Annotated in this window: 14 protein-coding genes and 3 pseudogenes; 4 read left to right on the top strand and 13 right to left on the bottom strand. The window is 59.9% G+C overall.

Annotated elements, in window-relative coordinates; genetic code table 11:
- Positions 1 to 64: 64 nt before the first annotated feature.
- On the top strand, positions 65 to 490 hold the full coding sequence (locus tag HMPREF2614_RS02930) for a single-stranded DNA-binding protein (protein ID WP_016456430.1): 426 nt from the start codon (positions 65 to 67) through the stop codon (positions 488 to 490).
- Between the two features lie 569 nt (positions 491 to 1,059).
- Here the strand turns inward: HMPREF2614_RS02930 and HMPREF2614_RS02925 are convergent.
- From HMPREF2614_RS02925 to HMPREF2614_RS02915, 4 genes are all read right to left on the bottom strand, one after another.
- A complete protein-coding gene (locus tag HMPREF2614_RS02925; RefSeq protein ID WP_016456429.1) occupies positions 1,060 to 2,391 on the bottom strand; it encodes a hypothetical protein in 1,332 nt (443 codons plus the stop codon).
- A gap of 269 nt (positions 2,392 to 2,660) precedes the next feature.
- On the bottom strand, positions 2,661 to 2,891 hold the full coding sequence (locus HMPREF2614_RS11025; protein ID WP_070431900.1) for a hypothetical protein: 231 nt from the start codon (positions 2,889 to 2,891) through the stop codon (positions 2,661 to 2,663).
- Between the two features lie 1,042 nt (positions 2,892 to 3,933).
- Complete coding sequence (locus HMPREF2614_RS02920) at positions 3,934 to 4,233, bottom strand: hypothetical protein (RefSeq protein WP_024058949.1); 300 nt, start codon at positions 4,231 to 4,233, stop codon at positions 3,934 to 3,936.
- A 171-nt stretch (positions 4,234 to 4,404) separates the two neighbouring features.
- Positions 4,405 to 4,713 carry a helix-turn-helix domain-containing protein gene (locus HMPREF2614_RS02915; RefSeq protein ID WP_022865471.1) on the bottom strand — a complete coding sequence of 103 codons (309 nt, stop codon included), beginning with the start codon at positions 4,711 to 4,713 and terminating at the stop codon, positions 4,405 to 4,407.
- Positions 4,714 to 6,918: 2,205 nt separating this feature from the next.
- On the opposite strand from HMPREF2614_RS02915, the gene erm reads away from it, so the two are divergent.
- Entirely contained in the window at positions 6,919 to 7,773 is an 855-nt protein-coding gene (gene erm / locus HMPREF2614_RS02910) for a 23S ribosomal RNA methyltransferase Erm (RefSeq protein ID WP_016456425.1), read from the top strand.
- A 70-nt stretch (positions 7,774 to 7,843) separates the two neighbouring features.
- On the opposite strand, the gene HMPREF2614_RS11260 is transcribed toward erm, so the two are convergent.
- The 4 genes from HMPREF2614_RS11260 to merA all read right to left on the bottom strand — a co-directional run bounded on the left by HMPREF2614_RS11260 (position 7,844) and on the right by merA (position 10,919).
- Positions 7,844 to 8,197 carry a type IIL restriction-modification enzyme MmeI gene (locus HMPREF2614_RS11260; RefSeq protein WP_016423158.1) on the bottom strand — a complete coding sequence of 118 codons (354 nt, stop codon included), beginning with the start codon at positions 8,195 to 8,197 and terminating at the stop codon, positions 7,844 to 7,846.
- Between the two features lie 368 nt (positions 8,198 to 8,565).
- Positions 8,566 to 8,955 carry a peptide chain release factor I gene (locus HMPREF2614_RS02900; RefSeq protein WP_038626129.1) on the bottom strand — a complete coding sequence of 130 codons (390 nt, stop codon included), beginning with the start codon at positions 8,953 to 8,955 and terminating at the stop codon, positions 8,566 to 8,568.
- 192 nt (positions 8,956 to 9,147) lie between these two features.
- Complete coding sequence (locus tag HMPREF2614_RS02895) at positions 9,148 to 9,498, bottom strand: hypothetical protein (protein ID WP_038629112.1); 351 nt, start codon at positions 9,496 to 9,498, stop codon at positions 9,148 to 9,150.
- The gene (gene merA / locus HMPREF2614_RS02890) at positions 9,495 to 10,919 is read right to left on the bottom strand and encodes a mercury(II) reductase (RefSeq protein ID WP_038626127.1); all 1,425 of its coding nucleotides are present in this window, start codon (positions 10,917 to 10,919) and stop codon (positions 9,495 to 9,497) included. Before merA ends, HMPREF2614_RS02895 begins: the two co-directional genes overlap by 4 nt.
- Positions 10,920 to 11,017: 98 nt before the next feature.
- Here merA and HMPREF2614_RS02885 point away from each other — a divergent pair, with 98 nt between their 5' ends.
- Positions 11,018 to 11,407: a heavy metal-responsive transcriptional regulator gene (locus tag HMPREF2614_RS02885; protein ID WP_005290994.1), complete on the top strand. Its 390-nt coding sequence runs from the start codon at positions 11,018 to 11,020 to the stop codon at positions 11,405 to 11,407.
- Positions 11,408 to 11,453: 46 nt separating this feature from the next.
- Here HMPREF2614_RS02885 and HMPREF2614_RS11255 read toward each other — a convergent pair.
- A pseudogene (locus HMPREF2614_RS11255) lies at positions 11,454 to 11,699 on the bottom strand (alkane 1-monooxygenase); the annotation flags it as partial.
- A 114-nt stretch (positions 11,700 to 11,813) separates the two neighbouring features.
- Between HMPREF2614_RS11255 and HMPREF2614_RS02875 the strand changes: the two are divergent.
- Positions 11,814 to 12,101 carry a putative quinol monooxygenase gene (locus tag HMPREF2614_RS02875; RefSeq protein ID WP_038626125.1) on the top strand — a complete coding sequence of 96 codons (288 nt, stop codon included), beginning with the start codon at positions 11,814 to 11,816 and terminating at the stop codon, positions 12,099 to 12,101.
- Between the two features lie 433 nt (positions 12,102 to 12,534).
- Here the strand turns inward: HMPREF2614_RS02875 and HMPREF2614_RS02870 are convergent.
- The 4 genes and pseudogenes from HMPREF2614_RS02870 to HMPREF2614_RS02855 form a co-directional block, all read right to left on the bottom strand.
- A pseudogene (locus HMPREF2614_RS02870) lies at positions 12,535 to 12,836 on the bottom strand (cytochrome c biogenesis protein CcdA); the annotation flags it as partial.
- A pseudogene (locus tag HMPREF2614_RS10850) lies at positions 12,833 to 13,447 on the bottom strand (TlpA family protein disulfide reductase). The pseudogenes HMPREF2614_RS02870 and HMPREF2614_RS10850, both read right to left, overlap by 4 nt.
- A gap of 150 nt (positions 13,448 to 13,597) precedes the next feature.
- On the bottom strand, positions 13,598 to 15,079 hold the full coding sequence (locus HMPREF2614_RS02860; RefSeq protein WP_048731338.1) for a multicopper oxidase family protein: 1,482 nt from the start codon (positions 15,077 to 15,079) through the stop codon (positions 13,598 to 13,600).
- 70 nt (positions 15,080 to 15,149) lie between these two features.
- A complete protein-coding gene (locus HMPREF2614_RS02855; RefSeq protein WP_038626118.1) occupies positions 15,150 to 15,725 on the bottom strand; it encodes a CueP family metal-binding protein in 576 nt (191 codons plus the stop codon).
- Positions 15,726 to 15,833 lie beyond the last annotated feature (108 nt).

Here is a 15,833-nt window from a genome sequence, read left to right as displayed (position 1 = left end):
AAGCAGCTGCTTAAGTACCCAAATTGCACGGCAAATCACACCCACTCACGTAAGGAGAACCAACATGTCCAACCCCTTCAACAACGGCACCATCGTCGGCAACGCAGCTCGCGCACCCAAGCTGTTCGAGCACGCAAACGGCGGCGCGACGGTGAAGCTCAGCGTCTATGCGCGCAACACCTTCAAGAACAAGTCCACCGGCAAGGTGGAAAGCGAGATCGTGGAGCTGACCGGCTACGTCCAGGACGCCGCGAACCCCGGTGTGTTCGGCTGCATCGGCTCCGGCGATCGCGTTGCGGTGAGCTACTCGCTCAAGACCGACGTCTACACCGACAAGGACGGTGTGAAGCAGTACCCGCTGGTGGCGCGCATCGACACGGTGCAGCTGATCGATTCCAAGAAGGAGTCCGCTGCTCGCGCTGCCCGTCGCGGAGGCGAGGCGGCGACCGCCGCCCTGGCTGGCGCTGAGGGCGAAGAAGTACCGTTCTAACTACGAAACCCCGCAGGGAAACCTGCGGGGTTATTTTTTCAACCATTTCACACGCCAATTTGCTGCGAATCACTTGTGCAGTTTTACGGTGCAGTGGTGCGGTGCTTTTACTGGCGTTTCTGCTGCGCAACTCACTGCACTATGTAGTGTCTGTGACATTTCATTAACACGTAGGTTGCACTGTGTATTGGGCACCCATTTCATCGACACGTTTACTGCGCAATCAAATGCCCTGTCACTTTAATGACATGTGAATTGGGCAGTGAAGTGGTTTGTCATCCTATTGACACCTTTACTACGCAACAGAATGACAACGACATTCTGTCGGCCCTTCTACGGACATCTCTTCTGCGCAGCACATGCCCCGTCGTACACACCGACGTGCTGCGCACTATCTCCGCCACTCAACAGGCCAATTCACTGCGCAACGTAGTGACACCGGCCCCGCCTAGCCGAGATTTCTTCGATTTTCGCTGAATATCAGCCGTTTACCCGCCGCCAATGACCTACGACGCCGACGGCCCCCTGTTAGGCCCGCAGAAGGCCGTACAGGGCAGGGGAGAGCAGTGCTACAACTCCATACCGCCATCACGATCACGCTGCTGTTGCTGCTGGCGGCGCTTCTCGATGCGCTCGCGTGCACGCTGCTGCGCCCCGCCCTTCTTGCCTGAGGTCTGCGACTGCCTGAACAGCGTGTAACGCTCAAGCAACTCTGGGCTGCGATGCAGTTCTTGCACCAGGAACTTCTTATCCAAGTGCTCCAACTGTTGTCCTGACTTCACCGCTTCTTCGATGATGATGGCGGCTTCATCTTCGGCGTCCGTGTGCGCGTTGCGGCGGATCTGATCAGCCTCATCGCGGGCATCCTTGCGCGTTACTGCAGCGTCGCGTGTGGCCTCGTCGCGGATGCTCGTGGCCTCATCTCGTGCTTTGCTGCGGATCGTCTCGGCGTCGCGCTCAGCCTGCTTACGGGCCTCGTCGGTCTTGCGAGTGATCGTCTCTGCTTCGCTGCGAGCTGCGGCTGTAATATCGCCCGCCTTGGCCCGCGCAGTCTCTTCGGCTCGTTCGAGCAGCTCGTCTGCTTGCGCTTCGGCCAGGCCCAACTCCTGCTCAGCATCCTTGCGTGCTTCGCTGCGGATCTCTTCGGCTTCTTGCTCGGCCTTCTCGCGTGCTTCCTTGAGCACACGCTCGGCAACCTCGCGAGCCTGTGCTTCAGCATTCTCCTGTACGCGCTGGGCTGCTTCGCGGGCTTCTTGCGCCTGTTCAAGTTCCTTAGCAGCCTGCTCGCGGTCACGATCAATTGCGTCCATGTCGCGCTGCACGGATCGCTTCTTGACTTCCACATCATCCTCGCGCTTGGCGAGATCGCGCTCCCGGTCTTGTTGCTCGGTGTAGCGGTCGAGGTTCAGCGACTCGTCGTGTCGTTCAGAGACTTCCAGCTCGACCGGATAGCCGAGCGAGTGCATGTGTTCGCGCAGGCCCCGTTGCGCGTCGATGAACTTCTGGTTACCCGAGATCTGCTTGCCCTTCTTCGGGCCGGATGTGTACCGCACTGAGGTGTCAGTGTTGTACGCGATGCCGGGGCGGCAACGGAGCTTGTCGGGATCTTCGGGCTTCGGTGAGAACGTATCCGCCTGGAACTGGATGTGTGGCGTTGATTCGTCAAAGTTCATATCACCGCCAGCGACTGCGTCGATACCGCCGGGGATGAAGTTTTCTGCAAGCCAGCGCATTGACTCTTCGAGGTACTGCTTTGCTTCCTCGTAGTCGCGGGCGACATAGCGCGGACGTTTCACTTCGCGCCCGTCCACCTCACTGGTGTAGTAGTCGGGGATCTCCTTGCACATCGACTTCGGCAGATACACGACGAACAGCGACGTCTTGAAACTGTTCTTCTGCACGCGCACTCCGTCCATCCGAGGCGTCTACGGCCGCCACAGGGCCGTACAGCCGCTGCCACAAAGATGAACCAATCGAGTCGCGGCGCTACACATTTGCATCAACAGCTGCCGCTGGATCTGCTGCGAGCGGGCGCTCGCGAAACACACGTCGCTGGCGGTGCTCATTACATGCGCTTGCGCGCATATCTCCGCCGCGAGCGTGATGCGTCTGCACCGATACTGTGCTTATGGCACGGGCCGATATGGAGTGTGTTACTCAGCCCGTGTCGTTACCCCCGCAGCAGCATCAACACCGCCTGGCGGCGGATGGCTCGCTGCGGGATTTTCACCACCCTGCAATAACCGCCTAACGGCGGTGTCACGGTGCAGGGTGTGGCTGTGCGCACCACGTAGGCGATGTCGGTCTTGCCGTTCAGTTCGACGCCGTGGCACGTTCGCAAGCTCACGTTGCACACGGCGTGCGCGATGACGCGGGAAGACGCCGCAAGCGGCGTTTCCACCCGTCATCGGCCCTTACTTTAAGACCGACATACAACGGACGTAGCCGCATGTGGTGCGCACAGCGTGGCGACCTGCAGGTTTTGCGTAGGCACCATGTGCGCTTCGCGCATCAACGGGCCGTTTCGGGTAAGGGTCGAAGACCGCATTAAGACCCGAAACACGCAGGTCGCAGCCCCCTTCTGTGTCAAAACCCCTATATGTTTGTCGTTATAGGGGTAGAAGGGGGAAAAGGGCATAAGGGGGTGCGACGCCTCCGCTGCGCTCCGGCGCTCGGCATAGCCGAGGCACTGCACCGGGTATTACTGCTCGCTGGCGCTCGCATAACCCGCTGCCCGGCGCTGGCGCGCCGCCCCCTACAGCCCCAGTCTCAGACCTCGCTCGCTCGGTCTGGCTGGTGCTGTCTTGCCCTCCGCTTGCGCTCCGGTCAAGATGCCCAATAGTGCAGCTGGCGCTGCACCTTGTGTGATGACCCATGCTCTGCATCACGACACTGCCGGCAATCCGATATATCCCGTTGATATACATTCGGATATGCCAGCATCGATGTGTCGTGTTTGGGTCATCACGAAACGCTCCATCACGGCAAGCCTGCCGAGATGGATATTGGCGTATCTCACGACGCGGCATTATGCGGCATGCGCCGCATACCATCTGCCGTCGCGGTTGCATCTTCAGCAGCACAGCTGCTGAAATCTGCTCTGTCCACGCTGCTGTCTTTGCTGCACCCACGGCCCCGTCTTCGGCATATTTCAAGTCCACACAAGACTATGCCGGCCAGAACCGCGCATAACAGCAGCGCGACATACCGCCAGCCATGTGGCGGATGATCCAGGCGACGGGGCAGACGTGTATATGCCCCGTCGCCGATACCGGCGCAAGCATCGTGACAGTGTCACGTGTAGCGGTGCCGCAGCCACCCGCACACACGCGAAAACCCCGCCCTTGCGAGCGGGGTGTGTGGCGACATCAAACGTGACGGCTGTACGTCGTCACGCCGCGTGGCCGTACACACATGAGGTGATTGCGTGTACGGCTAAAGGGTTAGTCGGGTACAACTTCTAGATGCCGCTTCGGCTTACTGCCCTCGGTGCTCTCAGGCGTGTCGCCGTCACCGTTCTCAGGTGTATCGCTGTCGCCTTCGGTGCTGGCGGACTTGTCACCGTCCCCTTCGGTGCTGGCGGACTTGTCACCGTCGAGATTCACCTCGAACTCTTCGGCATACTTGCGCAACTGCGCAAGGCGCTCCTTTGTCGCTTTGTGTGCACGGCGCGCCTCGTTCACGGTATCTTTTGCTTGCTGCTCATCGCGCAGCGCTGCTGCGTAATCGTCTCTGAAAGACATGGTTTGTTCTCCTTGGTTGAATGAACTGTTTATTTGGACTCGGGGCACGACGGTGGAGCGCGCGTGTGTAGTAGCACGGCCATCACCCATCAGCCCTCGCACTCAGTTCAAGACCCAGCCTGACTAGCTGAGCTAAGCGGCGGGATCTCGTCGTAGGCGGGTTTGTCCGCACTAGTGCTTCGCACCACCCAGCACCGTGACGAGCTGCTGGCGCTGCTCATCTGTCAGTTGGGGCGCTGCATCCACGACGGCATCGACGAAGCCGTCAAATAGCTGCGGGGCAGGGCGGCGTGCGGCCGCGAGGTAGGCGTCGAGATCGTCTTGGCGAATCCGATAGGCGGTGCCGAAACGGTGGAATGAAAGACGGCCCTCTTTAATAGCTTTTCGCAACGTGGACTCAGAGCCGACACCGAGATCGGTGAGTTCTTGCAGCGTGTAAAAGCGTGGCGCGACAGCGGTAGTCGTGTCCTTTTCGGACATAGAAAAACGCTCCTGGGCAGATTGATCTGTCCCGGAGCGGGGTGCTTTACCGGCTTGCTATTCAGGCGGCTTGGAGTGCCGTGCTCAACTCGCTAGAACGGTGGTCTGCCGTCCCATTGCTTTACGGGAGCGCTTACTCCCTACCTGACCGCTTTTGTGGTTGGCAATGCCGTTGCCAACCGGTCTATCTCGTCGGAGGAACCGCGCCTATCACGGTCGAGAGACTATCTCTTTGTGAATTATCCTCGGGGTTATCCCCCGTATGCGGCTGGCTAGACCAGAAACGAATTAAAACGCCACATACGGTCTAGAGGCCATCGTACGAAACTTATGCGTCGCGCACAATAGCCTGCGACCTGAACTTTAAAGACAGATCCGAGTACGTCTCTACACGCCACGTGACACGGCTGGGGTGTTGTGGTGGGGCAGCTGTTGTGTGGCGGCATGGTGACACGCAAGGGGCGCGCCTCTTTGTGACCTGTGACACGTCTGTAGTGTGCTCGTTTCGTAGTTTTGGCCTCGTTTCGTAATTTGCCGATCAAAATACGAAAAAATTACGAAACGCTCTACCTGCGGTTTCGTGGAACTACGAAAATCGGAAAACCAAATTACGAAACACGCGATAACGCTGTGACCTGCACAGACACGTCACATTTCGGGGATGTTTCGTAATTTTGCGGTATTTCGACCTAAACCTTTTAAGAGAGAGACACAGACACACATTGCAGGCACATGTCTACGACATAGACCGTCCTCATTGAGGGCGCGCTGCAGGGGTTGTAGCTAGCTGACACGGCCGGGACGCTGCAGCACGGTGACACGCAAGGGGCGCGCCTTTTTATGACCTGTGACACGTCTGTAGTGTGCTCGTTTCATAGTTTTGGCCTCGTTTCGTAATTTGCCGATCAAAATACGAAAAAATTACGAAACGCTCTACCTGCGGTTTCGTGGAACTACGAAAATCGGAAAACCAAATTACGAAACACGCGATAACGCTGTGACCTGCACAGACACGTCACATTTCGGGGATGTTTCGTAATTTTGCGGTATTTCGACCTAAACCTTTTAAGAGAGAGACACAGACACACATTGCAGACGTGTGTCTATGACGTACGGCAGCACGGTGACAGTGCAGCTGCAGCAGATCTAGCGATGTGACACGGCCGAGATACTGCCACACTGCAACATGTCCGTGGCGCGCATTTTGTGACCTGTGACACGTCTGTAGTGTGCTCGTTTCGTAGTTTTGGCCTCGTTTCGTAATTTGCCGATCAAAATACGAAAAAATTACGAAACGCTCTACCTGCGGTTTCGTGATTTCCGCAAACGAAAAGAACAAAACTACGAAACACGTGATAACACTGTGACCTGCATAGACACGTCACATTTCGGCGGTGTTTCGTAATTTTGCGGTATTTCGACCCAAACCTTTTAAGAGAGAGACACAGACACGCATTGCAGGCACATGTCTACGACATAGAACGTCCTCGATGAGGGCACGCTGCAGGGGTTGCAGCTATGTGACACGGGGCACAATCACAATGAAGGTGTCTCTTCTTATTTAGATTTTCTTCAAAAAGTGGAAAAATTACGAAACGAAAACCATTTACGCTGCTCAACGTATGTTTTTGTGTTTCGTAGTTTTGTTCTTTTCGTTTACGGGATTACGAAATGACCCGTAAATACCTACCGTGACCTGCGGTGATGTGTTTCGTATTTTTCTGCGTAATTTCACGTCGCCCGAAGCAGACACCCTGCCGTGTGCTTGCTGCAGGGCCGCGGCCGCCCCTCCATGTGGAGCGTCAGTGTCGATGCTGTAACTTAAACGTACATACATTTGTGGCGCTCTCGTTACGTGTCTGTGCATTGCCGAGCTCTTTACTGTTGTGTGTGGGCGCGCAGCCGTAGTGTCCGTGCCACTCCGAGTAGGGCGCGTCGTACCCCAAACCCATGTTCAATTAAATTCCAATCCAGAGAGGTCTTGCACTGTTGCGGTGCGGTTGTCTTCTTTCTCACCGTATTGGACCCTGCGAAATTAATTGGATACGATAGGCCCATGTTGATTTCAGGTTCCGTTTTCATGCGGCCGCTCACCAGCCGCTAAGGCGGTTTTCTCCCTCCCGCAGGTTAGAAACCGCTCCGGTCCTTTAGCCGGGCGGCCATTTGCCATGCCCGGCTCCGTTTCAACTCCACGGAGCACACCTCATGTCTACATACGGATACGGCCGTCACGAACATGGCCAAAATTTTCTCACAGACCACAAGATCATCAACTCCATCGTCGATCTTGTAAAACAAACCTCCGGCCCCATCATTGAGATCGGGCCAGGAAGCGGTGCCCTCACTCACCCGATATCCCACTTGGGGAGGGCAATAACGGCAGTTGAGGTAGACGCAAAACTAGCTGCCAAACTCACAAAAAAGACCGCCTCGGCGTCGGTCGAAGTGGTCCATGATGATTTCCTCAACTTCCCGTTACCCGCCACTCCCTGCGTCATTGTGGGAAACATTCCCTTTCACCTCACCACTGCCATTCTTCGAAAGTTGTTGCATGCGCCGGCATGGACTGCCGCTGTACTCCTCATGCAGTGGGAAGTCGCTCGCCGCCGGGCCGGGGTAGGTGCAAGCACGATGATGACAGCTCAGTGGTCCCCATGGTTCACGTTTCACCTTGGTTCCCGAGTACCAAGGTCTGCTTTCCGGCCACAGCCAAACGTTGACGGGGGGATCTTAGTGATCCGCCGGGTGGGTGACCCGAAGATCCCGATAGAGCAACGCAAAGCCTTTCAGGCGATGGTGCACACCGTTTTCACCGCCCGGGGACGCGGGATAGGGGAAATTCTCCGAAGGGCAGGGTTGTTTTCATCACGTTCAGAGACACAATCATGGTTGCGCTCGCGAGGAATCGACCCCGCAACCCTACCTCCCAGATTGCACACCAGCGACTGGATCGATCTCTTCCAGGTGACTGGTTCCTCTTCACCGCGCCATCGGCCCATTTCACAATCGGGAAGTAGTCAACGCCCTCCTCAACGGAAAAATCGAGGCCGGCGGCGGTAATCCCCCCACCACCAAAACCGAAATCCACCAGTAGTAGTGAACGACCCATGTTCGTCTACCGTGAGCCGCGTTATGGCAGTGACGTGTTCTCGTCGGGCACAGTCATAGTTCCCGGCGTTGCCAGCGACAGGGTTCTACACCCAGCAGCGGGACCGATCAAAATCACCCGCACGGGGAACGACCCTGCTGGTGGTTTCGATTTTGATGAAAGCGAGGAGACATAGCCCCTCGCCAACTCCCCGTAGCTGGCGAACAGTAGCTCCTGGCGCTGGCGCTCGTTGGTGAGTTTGCGTGCCACATCGAAAGCCTTATCGACTTCCCGGTCCAAGTTGTTGTGGGCCTTGAGCAGAATTGGGTCCATCGATAACGGGTTGTAGTGCTCCGCGAGTGACCGCTGGGGGTGCCGCTCGCGTGCCCGCAGCACCAACTGTCCAGCGTCGATGATTCGCTGCTGCGCCTTCTCATCTAGTTCACACAGAGCTGGTCCGCAGTTGTAGCTCCCGATGTACTCCGAAAAACGGAAAAAATGAATAGTGGGGATACATCAACCTTCCACTTTCCATTCTTCCGGCTCAGAGTATTGAGGGGTCTGGGACCGGGTCCGTAAACCCTTTATGTTTTTCGCGCACAGCGGTTCTTAGCGACGCACCCTATAGGTTTTCCGCAGAACCTATATGTGTTTCTGTGCACCCCCATATGTTGTCTGTTTCTAGCGGTATTTCGTTGTACTTTGCGCATCGAATAGTTATTTATCGACGACACTCCGTCGAGTTCAAGTTCAACGTGTAGTGCTTAACCTCTGCGATGAACTCTTTGATCCCGGGACGTGATGAGGACTGGGGCTATTGTGCTCCCCCGAACGCTACGGCCCGGGGGCACGAGGCTGTGTCGCAGGTGCAAGCGAGAGGACCAGGAGCGAAACACAGACCGCTGAGTCGACGCAGTCACGGTAAAGACGGAGCCGTCTAGGCGGTGCTCGAGGTTGCGCGAGATACGGTGACGCTGGGCGTCGGTAAGCGATGCGCATTCGGCGACATCGATGGAAAGCTGGACTTTGCCGTCCGTCGTGTTGACGCCCTGGCCGCCCGGAGTCGACGATTTCGCGAAACGCTCCGCGAGATCGGCGGCGATGACCGCACCGTCGGGGATCCCCGGGCCGGGCGCTATGGTCATGTCGTTCATGCCGCCCAGCCTAGGTGCCCACAACCCTTTCTCGTCTCGGCGGAAGCGGAGACCGCGTCGCGACGGCCGGGATCCAGCCTCAGTATTATCCTCGTCACCGGTTGATTCGAACGCTTTTTGCTCCTCCTTCTCCCGTCGGGCTTCGATTTCAGCGGCCTCCGCAGGTGGCAGTGATCGCTGGATCCGCTCGAACTACCGGTTCCGATCAGCGGTCGAAGGATTTTCGCAGCAGCCGGACCTGCAGCGCCGGTGCCGCCGCCGTAGCCTGACGAGCATCCCCGCCATGACGGCCATCACGACGGCGGTCCCGGCACCGATGATCCAGGGATTACCGAGGAGCCCACCGACGCCTGCGAGTGCTCCGCCCGCCGCGATGAACGGCAGGCCGCAGCAGAGCAGCGACGGAAGCGCGCAGCATGCCAGTAGGAGCAGCCCGGTCACTGCAGCGACGACGGGACCGGCGCGCCATTCGTCGCGGTCCTGATCGGCGCTCATCGTCTGCTTCTGGATGAGATCTCCCCGATTGCCTGCGTTGCCGTTCATGCGCAGCACGACAGCAGCGACGGGTCGGTGGTGAAGGCCTTCGCGGCGATCCGGATGCCCTCGGCCATGGTCAGGTAGGGGGCCCAGGCGTTGGCGACCTCGGCGACGGTCCTGCCGAGTACGTGGACGCCTGCGGCGGCGAGCTCCCCGGCGTCCTTGGCGACGGCGGTGAGGCCGAGGATCTCGCTCGTATCGGCGTTCACGACGATCTTGATGAACCCGCGGGTGTCGCGGTTGATCACCGCCCGGGGCACATACTCCAGGGGCAGCACGCGGCAGTCGCAGCGGATCCCCGCGGCGACGACCTCCTTCTCGGTCATCCCGACCGCGCCGATCGCCGGTCCGGTGAACGTCACCCGCGGCAGATGGGAGTAGTCGACGGACCGGTCGGCGTCGGCGAACGCGTTCTCGGCGACGAGGGTGCCGTGGTGGGCCGCGACGTAGACGAACTCCGGGTGCCCGGTCACGTCGCCCGCGGCCCAGATCCGCGGGTTCGACGACTGCAGATGGTCGGAGACGACCACCTCGCCGGAGTCCCCGGTCTTCACCCCGACCGCATCGAGGTTCAAGCCGTCGGTGACGGGACGGCGTCCGAGGGCGACGAGCACCTGGTCGGCGCGGAACTCCTGCGAGCCGCCGGACACGTCCGCGGTAACCACGACCTGCCCGGTCGCCGCGTCCCGGGACACCCGGGTCGGCACCGCGCGGCGGACCACCCGGATGCCCTCGTCGGCGAACACCTCCTGCAGTGTCCGGGACACCTCCGGCTCCTCCTTCGACGCGAGCCGGGACCGCACCAGCACGGTGACCTGGGAGCCGAGGCGGACGAACAGCTGCGTCTGCTCCAGGGCGACGTAGCCGCCGCCGAGCACCAGCAGCGACTCGGGGACCTCCGTCAGCTCCATCGCCGTGGTCGAGGTCAGGTACCCGGTCTCCTCCAGGCCGTCGATCGGCGGTGCCCACGGGCGAGAACCAGTCGCGACTAGGTAGTGGTGGGCCTCGATGGTCTCGACGCTTCCGTCGGATCCGGCAACATCGAGAACCGGCGCATCAGGGGTGCCCACGAACGAGGCGTCGCCGCGGAGGACCTGCCAGCCGTAGGAGTCGGCGACGTCGGCGTACTTCTCGCCGCGCAGCGACTCCACCAACGCTTGCTTCCCAGCGATCAGCGCGGGCATGTCGACGGGATCCGCCGTCGTAGCGATTCCGGGGAACCGGGTTGCGGCGTCGACCGCGACGTGCCGCGCGCCGGCCGCGGCAATGAGCGCCTTCGACGGGACGCAGCCCGTGTTCACGCAGGTGCCGCCGAGCGTCCCGCGCTCGATCATCACCACTGACTTCCCGAGCGTGCTGGCGCGGATCGCAGCGGCGAACGCGCCGCCTCCCGATCCGATGATGGCGAGATCGTACTTCGTAGGCATCGCTGCTCCTGTCAACTCTTGGCTTTCTGCTCTGTCTCAGCCATACTGGACCTTCCAGTGCAGGGGAAGGTCAAGCGCGGCCACGGAGGGAGACAGTAATGTGGATCGGAGAACTCGCCGAGAGGGCGGGCACTACCGCGAAGACCCTTCGCTTCTACGAGGAACAGGGCCTTCTGCCCCCGACCGAGCGCACGCCGTCCGGATACCGCGACTACGCGCCCGAGACGGTCGCTCGGATCGACTTCATCCACCGCGGCCAGGCCGCGGGCCTCACCCTCGCCCAGATCCGCCAGATCCTCGACATCCGCGACGGCGGCCATGCGCCCTGCGAGCACGTGCGCGACCTGCTTGACGTGCGCCTCGCTGAGATCGAGCAGCAGATCGCGCAGCTCTCCGTGCTGCGCGACACTATCGCGGACCTTAGCCAGGACGCCGCGCACCCGGATCCTGAAACGTGCAGCACCGATCAAGTGTGTAGGTACTTGTAGACGGCGGGACTCAATGACTCAAACGCTACAACCCCGATATGCGCTAGCGCAGGTCGATGCCGCCGGTGCCCACCTCGATGATTTTGGTGGTGGCCGCGATAGCACACAGCAGCGGCATCGGGGCGGAGGCCTGCAGCGCGAAGTGGTGGACTCGGAAGGACGCGTTGTTCACGCCGATTTCGTCCGCAGCCTGGGTGATCTCCAGACGAGTCTTGGCGATCTTTTCCGCAGATGGCCCGCACTAGCTGCCGAAGGCGTAATGCCCGAAGCTTAAGAAGCCGAACGCTTTCATTGGATAACACTCCTTTTGATGGTGTTAACGAGAGGGAGTAACTTTGCAACGACATACCGTCGAGTTCAAGTTCAACGTTTAAGCGCCGCGTCTGACTTATAGCGAAGGTGTTCTATGAGCATGATCGAGCTGAACGGCACCTTGATCTGCAAAGACCACAGTGATGTTTCAATCGTTGAACGGTTCCTTCCAAAACACGTTGAGCTCTCTCGTGATGAACCCGGGTGTCTGCGCTTCGAGGTCACTCAATCCGACGACCCGCTCGTATGGAATGTATCAGAACAATTCACTGATCAAGCATCGTTCGATTCGCACCAAGCGCGGGTTAAAGCGAGCGAGTGGGGTCAGGCAACAGCGCATATTCAACGTGACTACACCATCACGGGGCCCAGGGGAGGGTGAAATCGTTGACTACCGCTAGCAAGCTTCCGCCAGTGTACCCGAGCGTAAAGGCGCTAGGCAGTCACGCGCCCAACAGCAGCGTGCTGAGCAAGGGCGCTGGTGTTCCGACGGTGTACGTCCTATTGGCTACAACTCAACAGGCGAGATCATCCCTGCTGAGGCGGAGGCTGTACTTGGTATCTATCGTGCTATCGAACGCGGTAATTCCATGCGCGATATCGCCAGCGTGCAGTGCATTGCTGCTTCAATTGGCCCTTCTTGCGTGCTCTCTTCTGTCCCAGCCACTTTATTGACACGTAGATTGCACTATGTACTAGGCAGCCATTTCATTGACACGTTAATTAAACAGTGAAGTGGCCAGCCATTCGATTGGCACGTTTACTGCGCAATAGATTGACACCAACGCCGTGTCCTTTACTCGGGAGACACCCCCGGTGACGGTGGCCAGCACAAAGACGACGGTGAAGCCGAGAATGAACAACCCGGCCGCACCCGCTACCGCCCACTGGCGTTTGGTGACCACCGCGCCCCCTCGGCGTCGTAGTCGACCTCCCCGCCGACCACACTGGCCAGATACGACATATATCCGGGTACCAGGGGTACGACGCACGGGGAGGCGAACGAGATCAGACCTGCAGCTGCTGCAGCCAGGATGCCGATCATCAGTGGCCCGGTGGCCGCGGCGTCGGCGAACTGCTGGCCGATCGCCAACTGCGCAATCACATCAACGGTCATGATGCTGGTGCCTCCTCGGCCAGCGGCAGAGCGACATCAAGGATGTCATCGGCGGTGACCTCCCTCAGGAACACCGCGGCCGGGCGGTGGCTTCGGTCCAGGACAATGGTGGTCGGGATGACCGAGGTCGGCACCTCCCAGGGCCGCAGCGATACGAAACGGCGGGTCGTAGATCGAGGGATAGGTCACCGCGTTGTCGAGTTTGAAGTCCTGGGCGATGGTCTGGTTGTAGTCACGGACGTTGATGCCCAGCACCGTGCCACCGAGGGGGTCGAGAGTCTCTTGGACAAGCTGCAGGTCATCGACTTCCGTCCGGCACGGTGCACACCACTAGCCCCAAGCGTTGAGGACGACGACCTCGCCTTCAAAATCAGACAGGCTGATCTCCTCACCTTCCTCCATCAACGACGGGCAGGAGAAGCCCGGCAGCGGCGCACATTCCTCCTCTGCGTAGATAATCTCGGTTTGGCCTCCTGGTGAGTGGAACTGGAAGGTGCCCCCCCGACGGCGACGGCGTTTCGGACGCCGTCGCCTGAGGAACAGGCCACCAGGGTCACGGCGGTGAGCACCGCGGCAACCGCGATGGCGGCTCTGCGGGGTGTGCTCGGCAGGGATTAGATCTCCATATTCCGGGGCGGTGGGGAAGAAGACGGTGTTCTGGTTGTCCCGGAAGACCACAACACCGAGGAAGGTCATCGTGCTGCCCGGTGGGTGGCCTGCAGCGACTCTGCCCACCTCGGCACTCAACCCTGCTGTGGGGGTTACTCGTAGCGAAGCGAGCTGAGCATCCCGGTTTCCATGTGATAGGCGTTATGGCAGTGAAATGCCCACTCACCGGGGTTGTCAGCGATCAGGTCGGCGATCATGGTTTCACCGTGGCGGAGAAGGACGGTGTCCTTGCGTAGCCCGCCGCTGCCGGGCAGCGCCCACGTGTGGCCGTGGATGTGCATGGGATGGGGCATCATGGTCCTGTTGCGCATGACCATCCGCAGGCGCTGGCCCTCCTGCACGGTCGCGGAGGACGATTGGCCGTCGGTGAGAATGCTCCATTCATACGGCATCATCTGCCCGCCCAGGTCGATGCTGACTTCTCGGTCTGGTGTGCCCTCGGGCAGGAGTGCACGGTCTGCTGGCTTCAGGGAGGACAGAAGCAGTCCGGTGGATGACAACTCGGGGAAGTCGACATCGGGGCGGGGGGCCTGGCCGCCGGCGGTGCGGATGACGGCGAAGGCGCGGTCGTCCTTACCCACCGCCAAAGCCGTGAGCGGGAAGATGCCGTCGCCGAGGATGACCTCGACGTCGACACGCTCGCCCATCGACAGGTAGATCGATTCGGTCTCCCGGGGTTGGACAGGGAAGCCGTCGGTGTGGGTGACGGTCATGCGGTGACCACCGAGGGCCACCTTGAAGATGGTGTCACCGCCGGAGTTGATAAACCGCAGGCGGGCCTTGTCGCCCGGGCGAGCCTCGAAGGTCCGGTGAGCACGGGGGATACGTCCGTTGATGAGGTAGTGCGGATACATCACATCGCCGGCATCCCCGCCCAGTACCCGGTCCGGGGTGCCGTGCATCATATGGCCGTGACCTCCCATCCCCTTCTTCCCGTTATGGTCGTCCGAACCCATTCCGGTGAGCTTGTCGAGCTCATCGTCGGGAGTGCCCTGAATGCCATCGACCCAGTCGTCGAGCACGATGGTCCACTCGACGTCCTGGTCCTCAGCGTCTTGCGGGTCACGGACGATCAGTGGGGCGTGGAGGCCGCGATCAAGCTGCAGGCCGGAGTGGGAATGGTAGAAGTAGCTGCCACCGTGGGGGACTTCAAAAACATAGGAGAAAGACTCGCCAGGTTCAATGGGGTCCTGGGTCATGCCGGGCACACCGTCGGCTGCGTTGTGGAGTGCGATGCCATGCCAGTGGATGGAGGTGCTCTCAGGCAGTTCATTGGTGATATCGACCTGGAGGACGTCGCCGGCGGTGGCCTCAATGGCCGCATCCCCGGTGTCAGAGACGTATCCCCACGTCTTGGCTTCGATACCGCCGATATCCAGAGAGAGGGGCCGGGCGGTCAGTGTCCGGCGCACCGTCGGCTCACCGAGCGCAGTGGGGGTGGGAGTGGGGTGAAGGGAGGAACCTGGTGCCGAGGCAGCGGGTCCAGGATCGCTGGTGCAGGCGGCCACGGCCCCGGTGCCGGCGAGGACGAGCCCGCCGAGCAGAAACTGTCGTCGGGAAAACGCGTTCGTCATGATTTAACCTTCCTGGTGTAAGAATTCAGTGACACGGGAGACAGGCGCAGGTGAGGACCCTGCTGAGCCATCACGTCAGGCGCAGGTCTGTGACACAGGTGGCACCGTCGTCGGTGGTGGAAAACTCCGTGGTGCCGGTACGCCCCTGGTAGCTGACCTCAATCAGACCGGTGACATCATCGGGAAGCCAGAAGCCAATAAACCCGTTGTCGAAGGTGGTTGTCGCCTCGTCCACCAGCACCTCACCGGTCGCCTCATCGGTGATCGTGACCTGGATATCCTCATTGTTGAGTTCCCCCAGGCAGGTCGTGAGGCTGTGGTAGAAGCAGTCGTGGGTGGAGGTGAGATAGGGTGCGATCGAGACATACGTCTGATTGTCGGGAAGATCGACCACGACTTCCTGGTCACCGCTCGAGAGCAGCAGTTCATCGGCGCGCACTGAGGCGATCAAATCCGTGGGACGCTCAGTGACCTTCTGCCGGTCGAGGTGATCAATGATCTCCACCGCGCCCATGTCGGCCAGGCCATGGGTAGTCAGGAATGTATCCTGGGACACCGTCCCGTCGGCCGTGGGTTCCGGGTCGGCGGCCGAACACCCCGTGAGGGCGAGGGCAAGGGCGGCGACTGCGATCGCTGCTCGTTTCACGTCAATCTCCTTGGATCGTGGGTAGGACCGTGAGAAGACACCGCCTCAAGGTCGATGCCATACCTTTATCTAGCACGGGTGCCTGACGGACTAGAAATCAAAAACCCT

This window comes from Corynebacterium sp. HMSC074C11, assembly GCF_001809455.1.
Classification (GTDB): domain Bacteria; phylum Actinomycetota; class Actinomycetes; order Mycobacteriales; family Mycobacteriaceae; genus Corynebacterium; species Corynebacterium amycolatum.
This window is presented reverse-complemented; position numbering and strand designations above follow the sequence as displayed.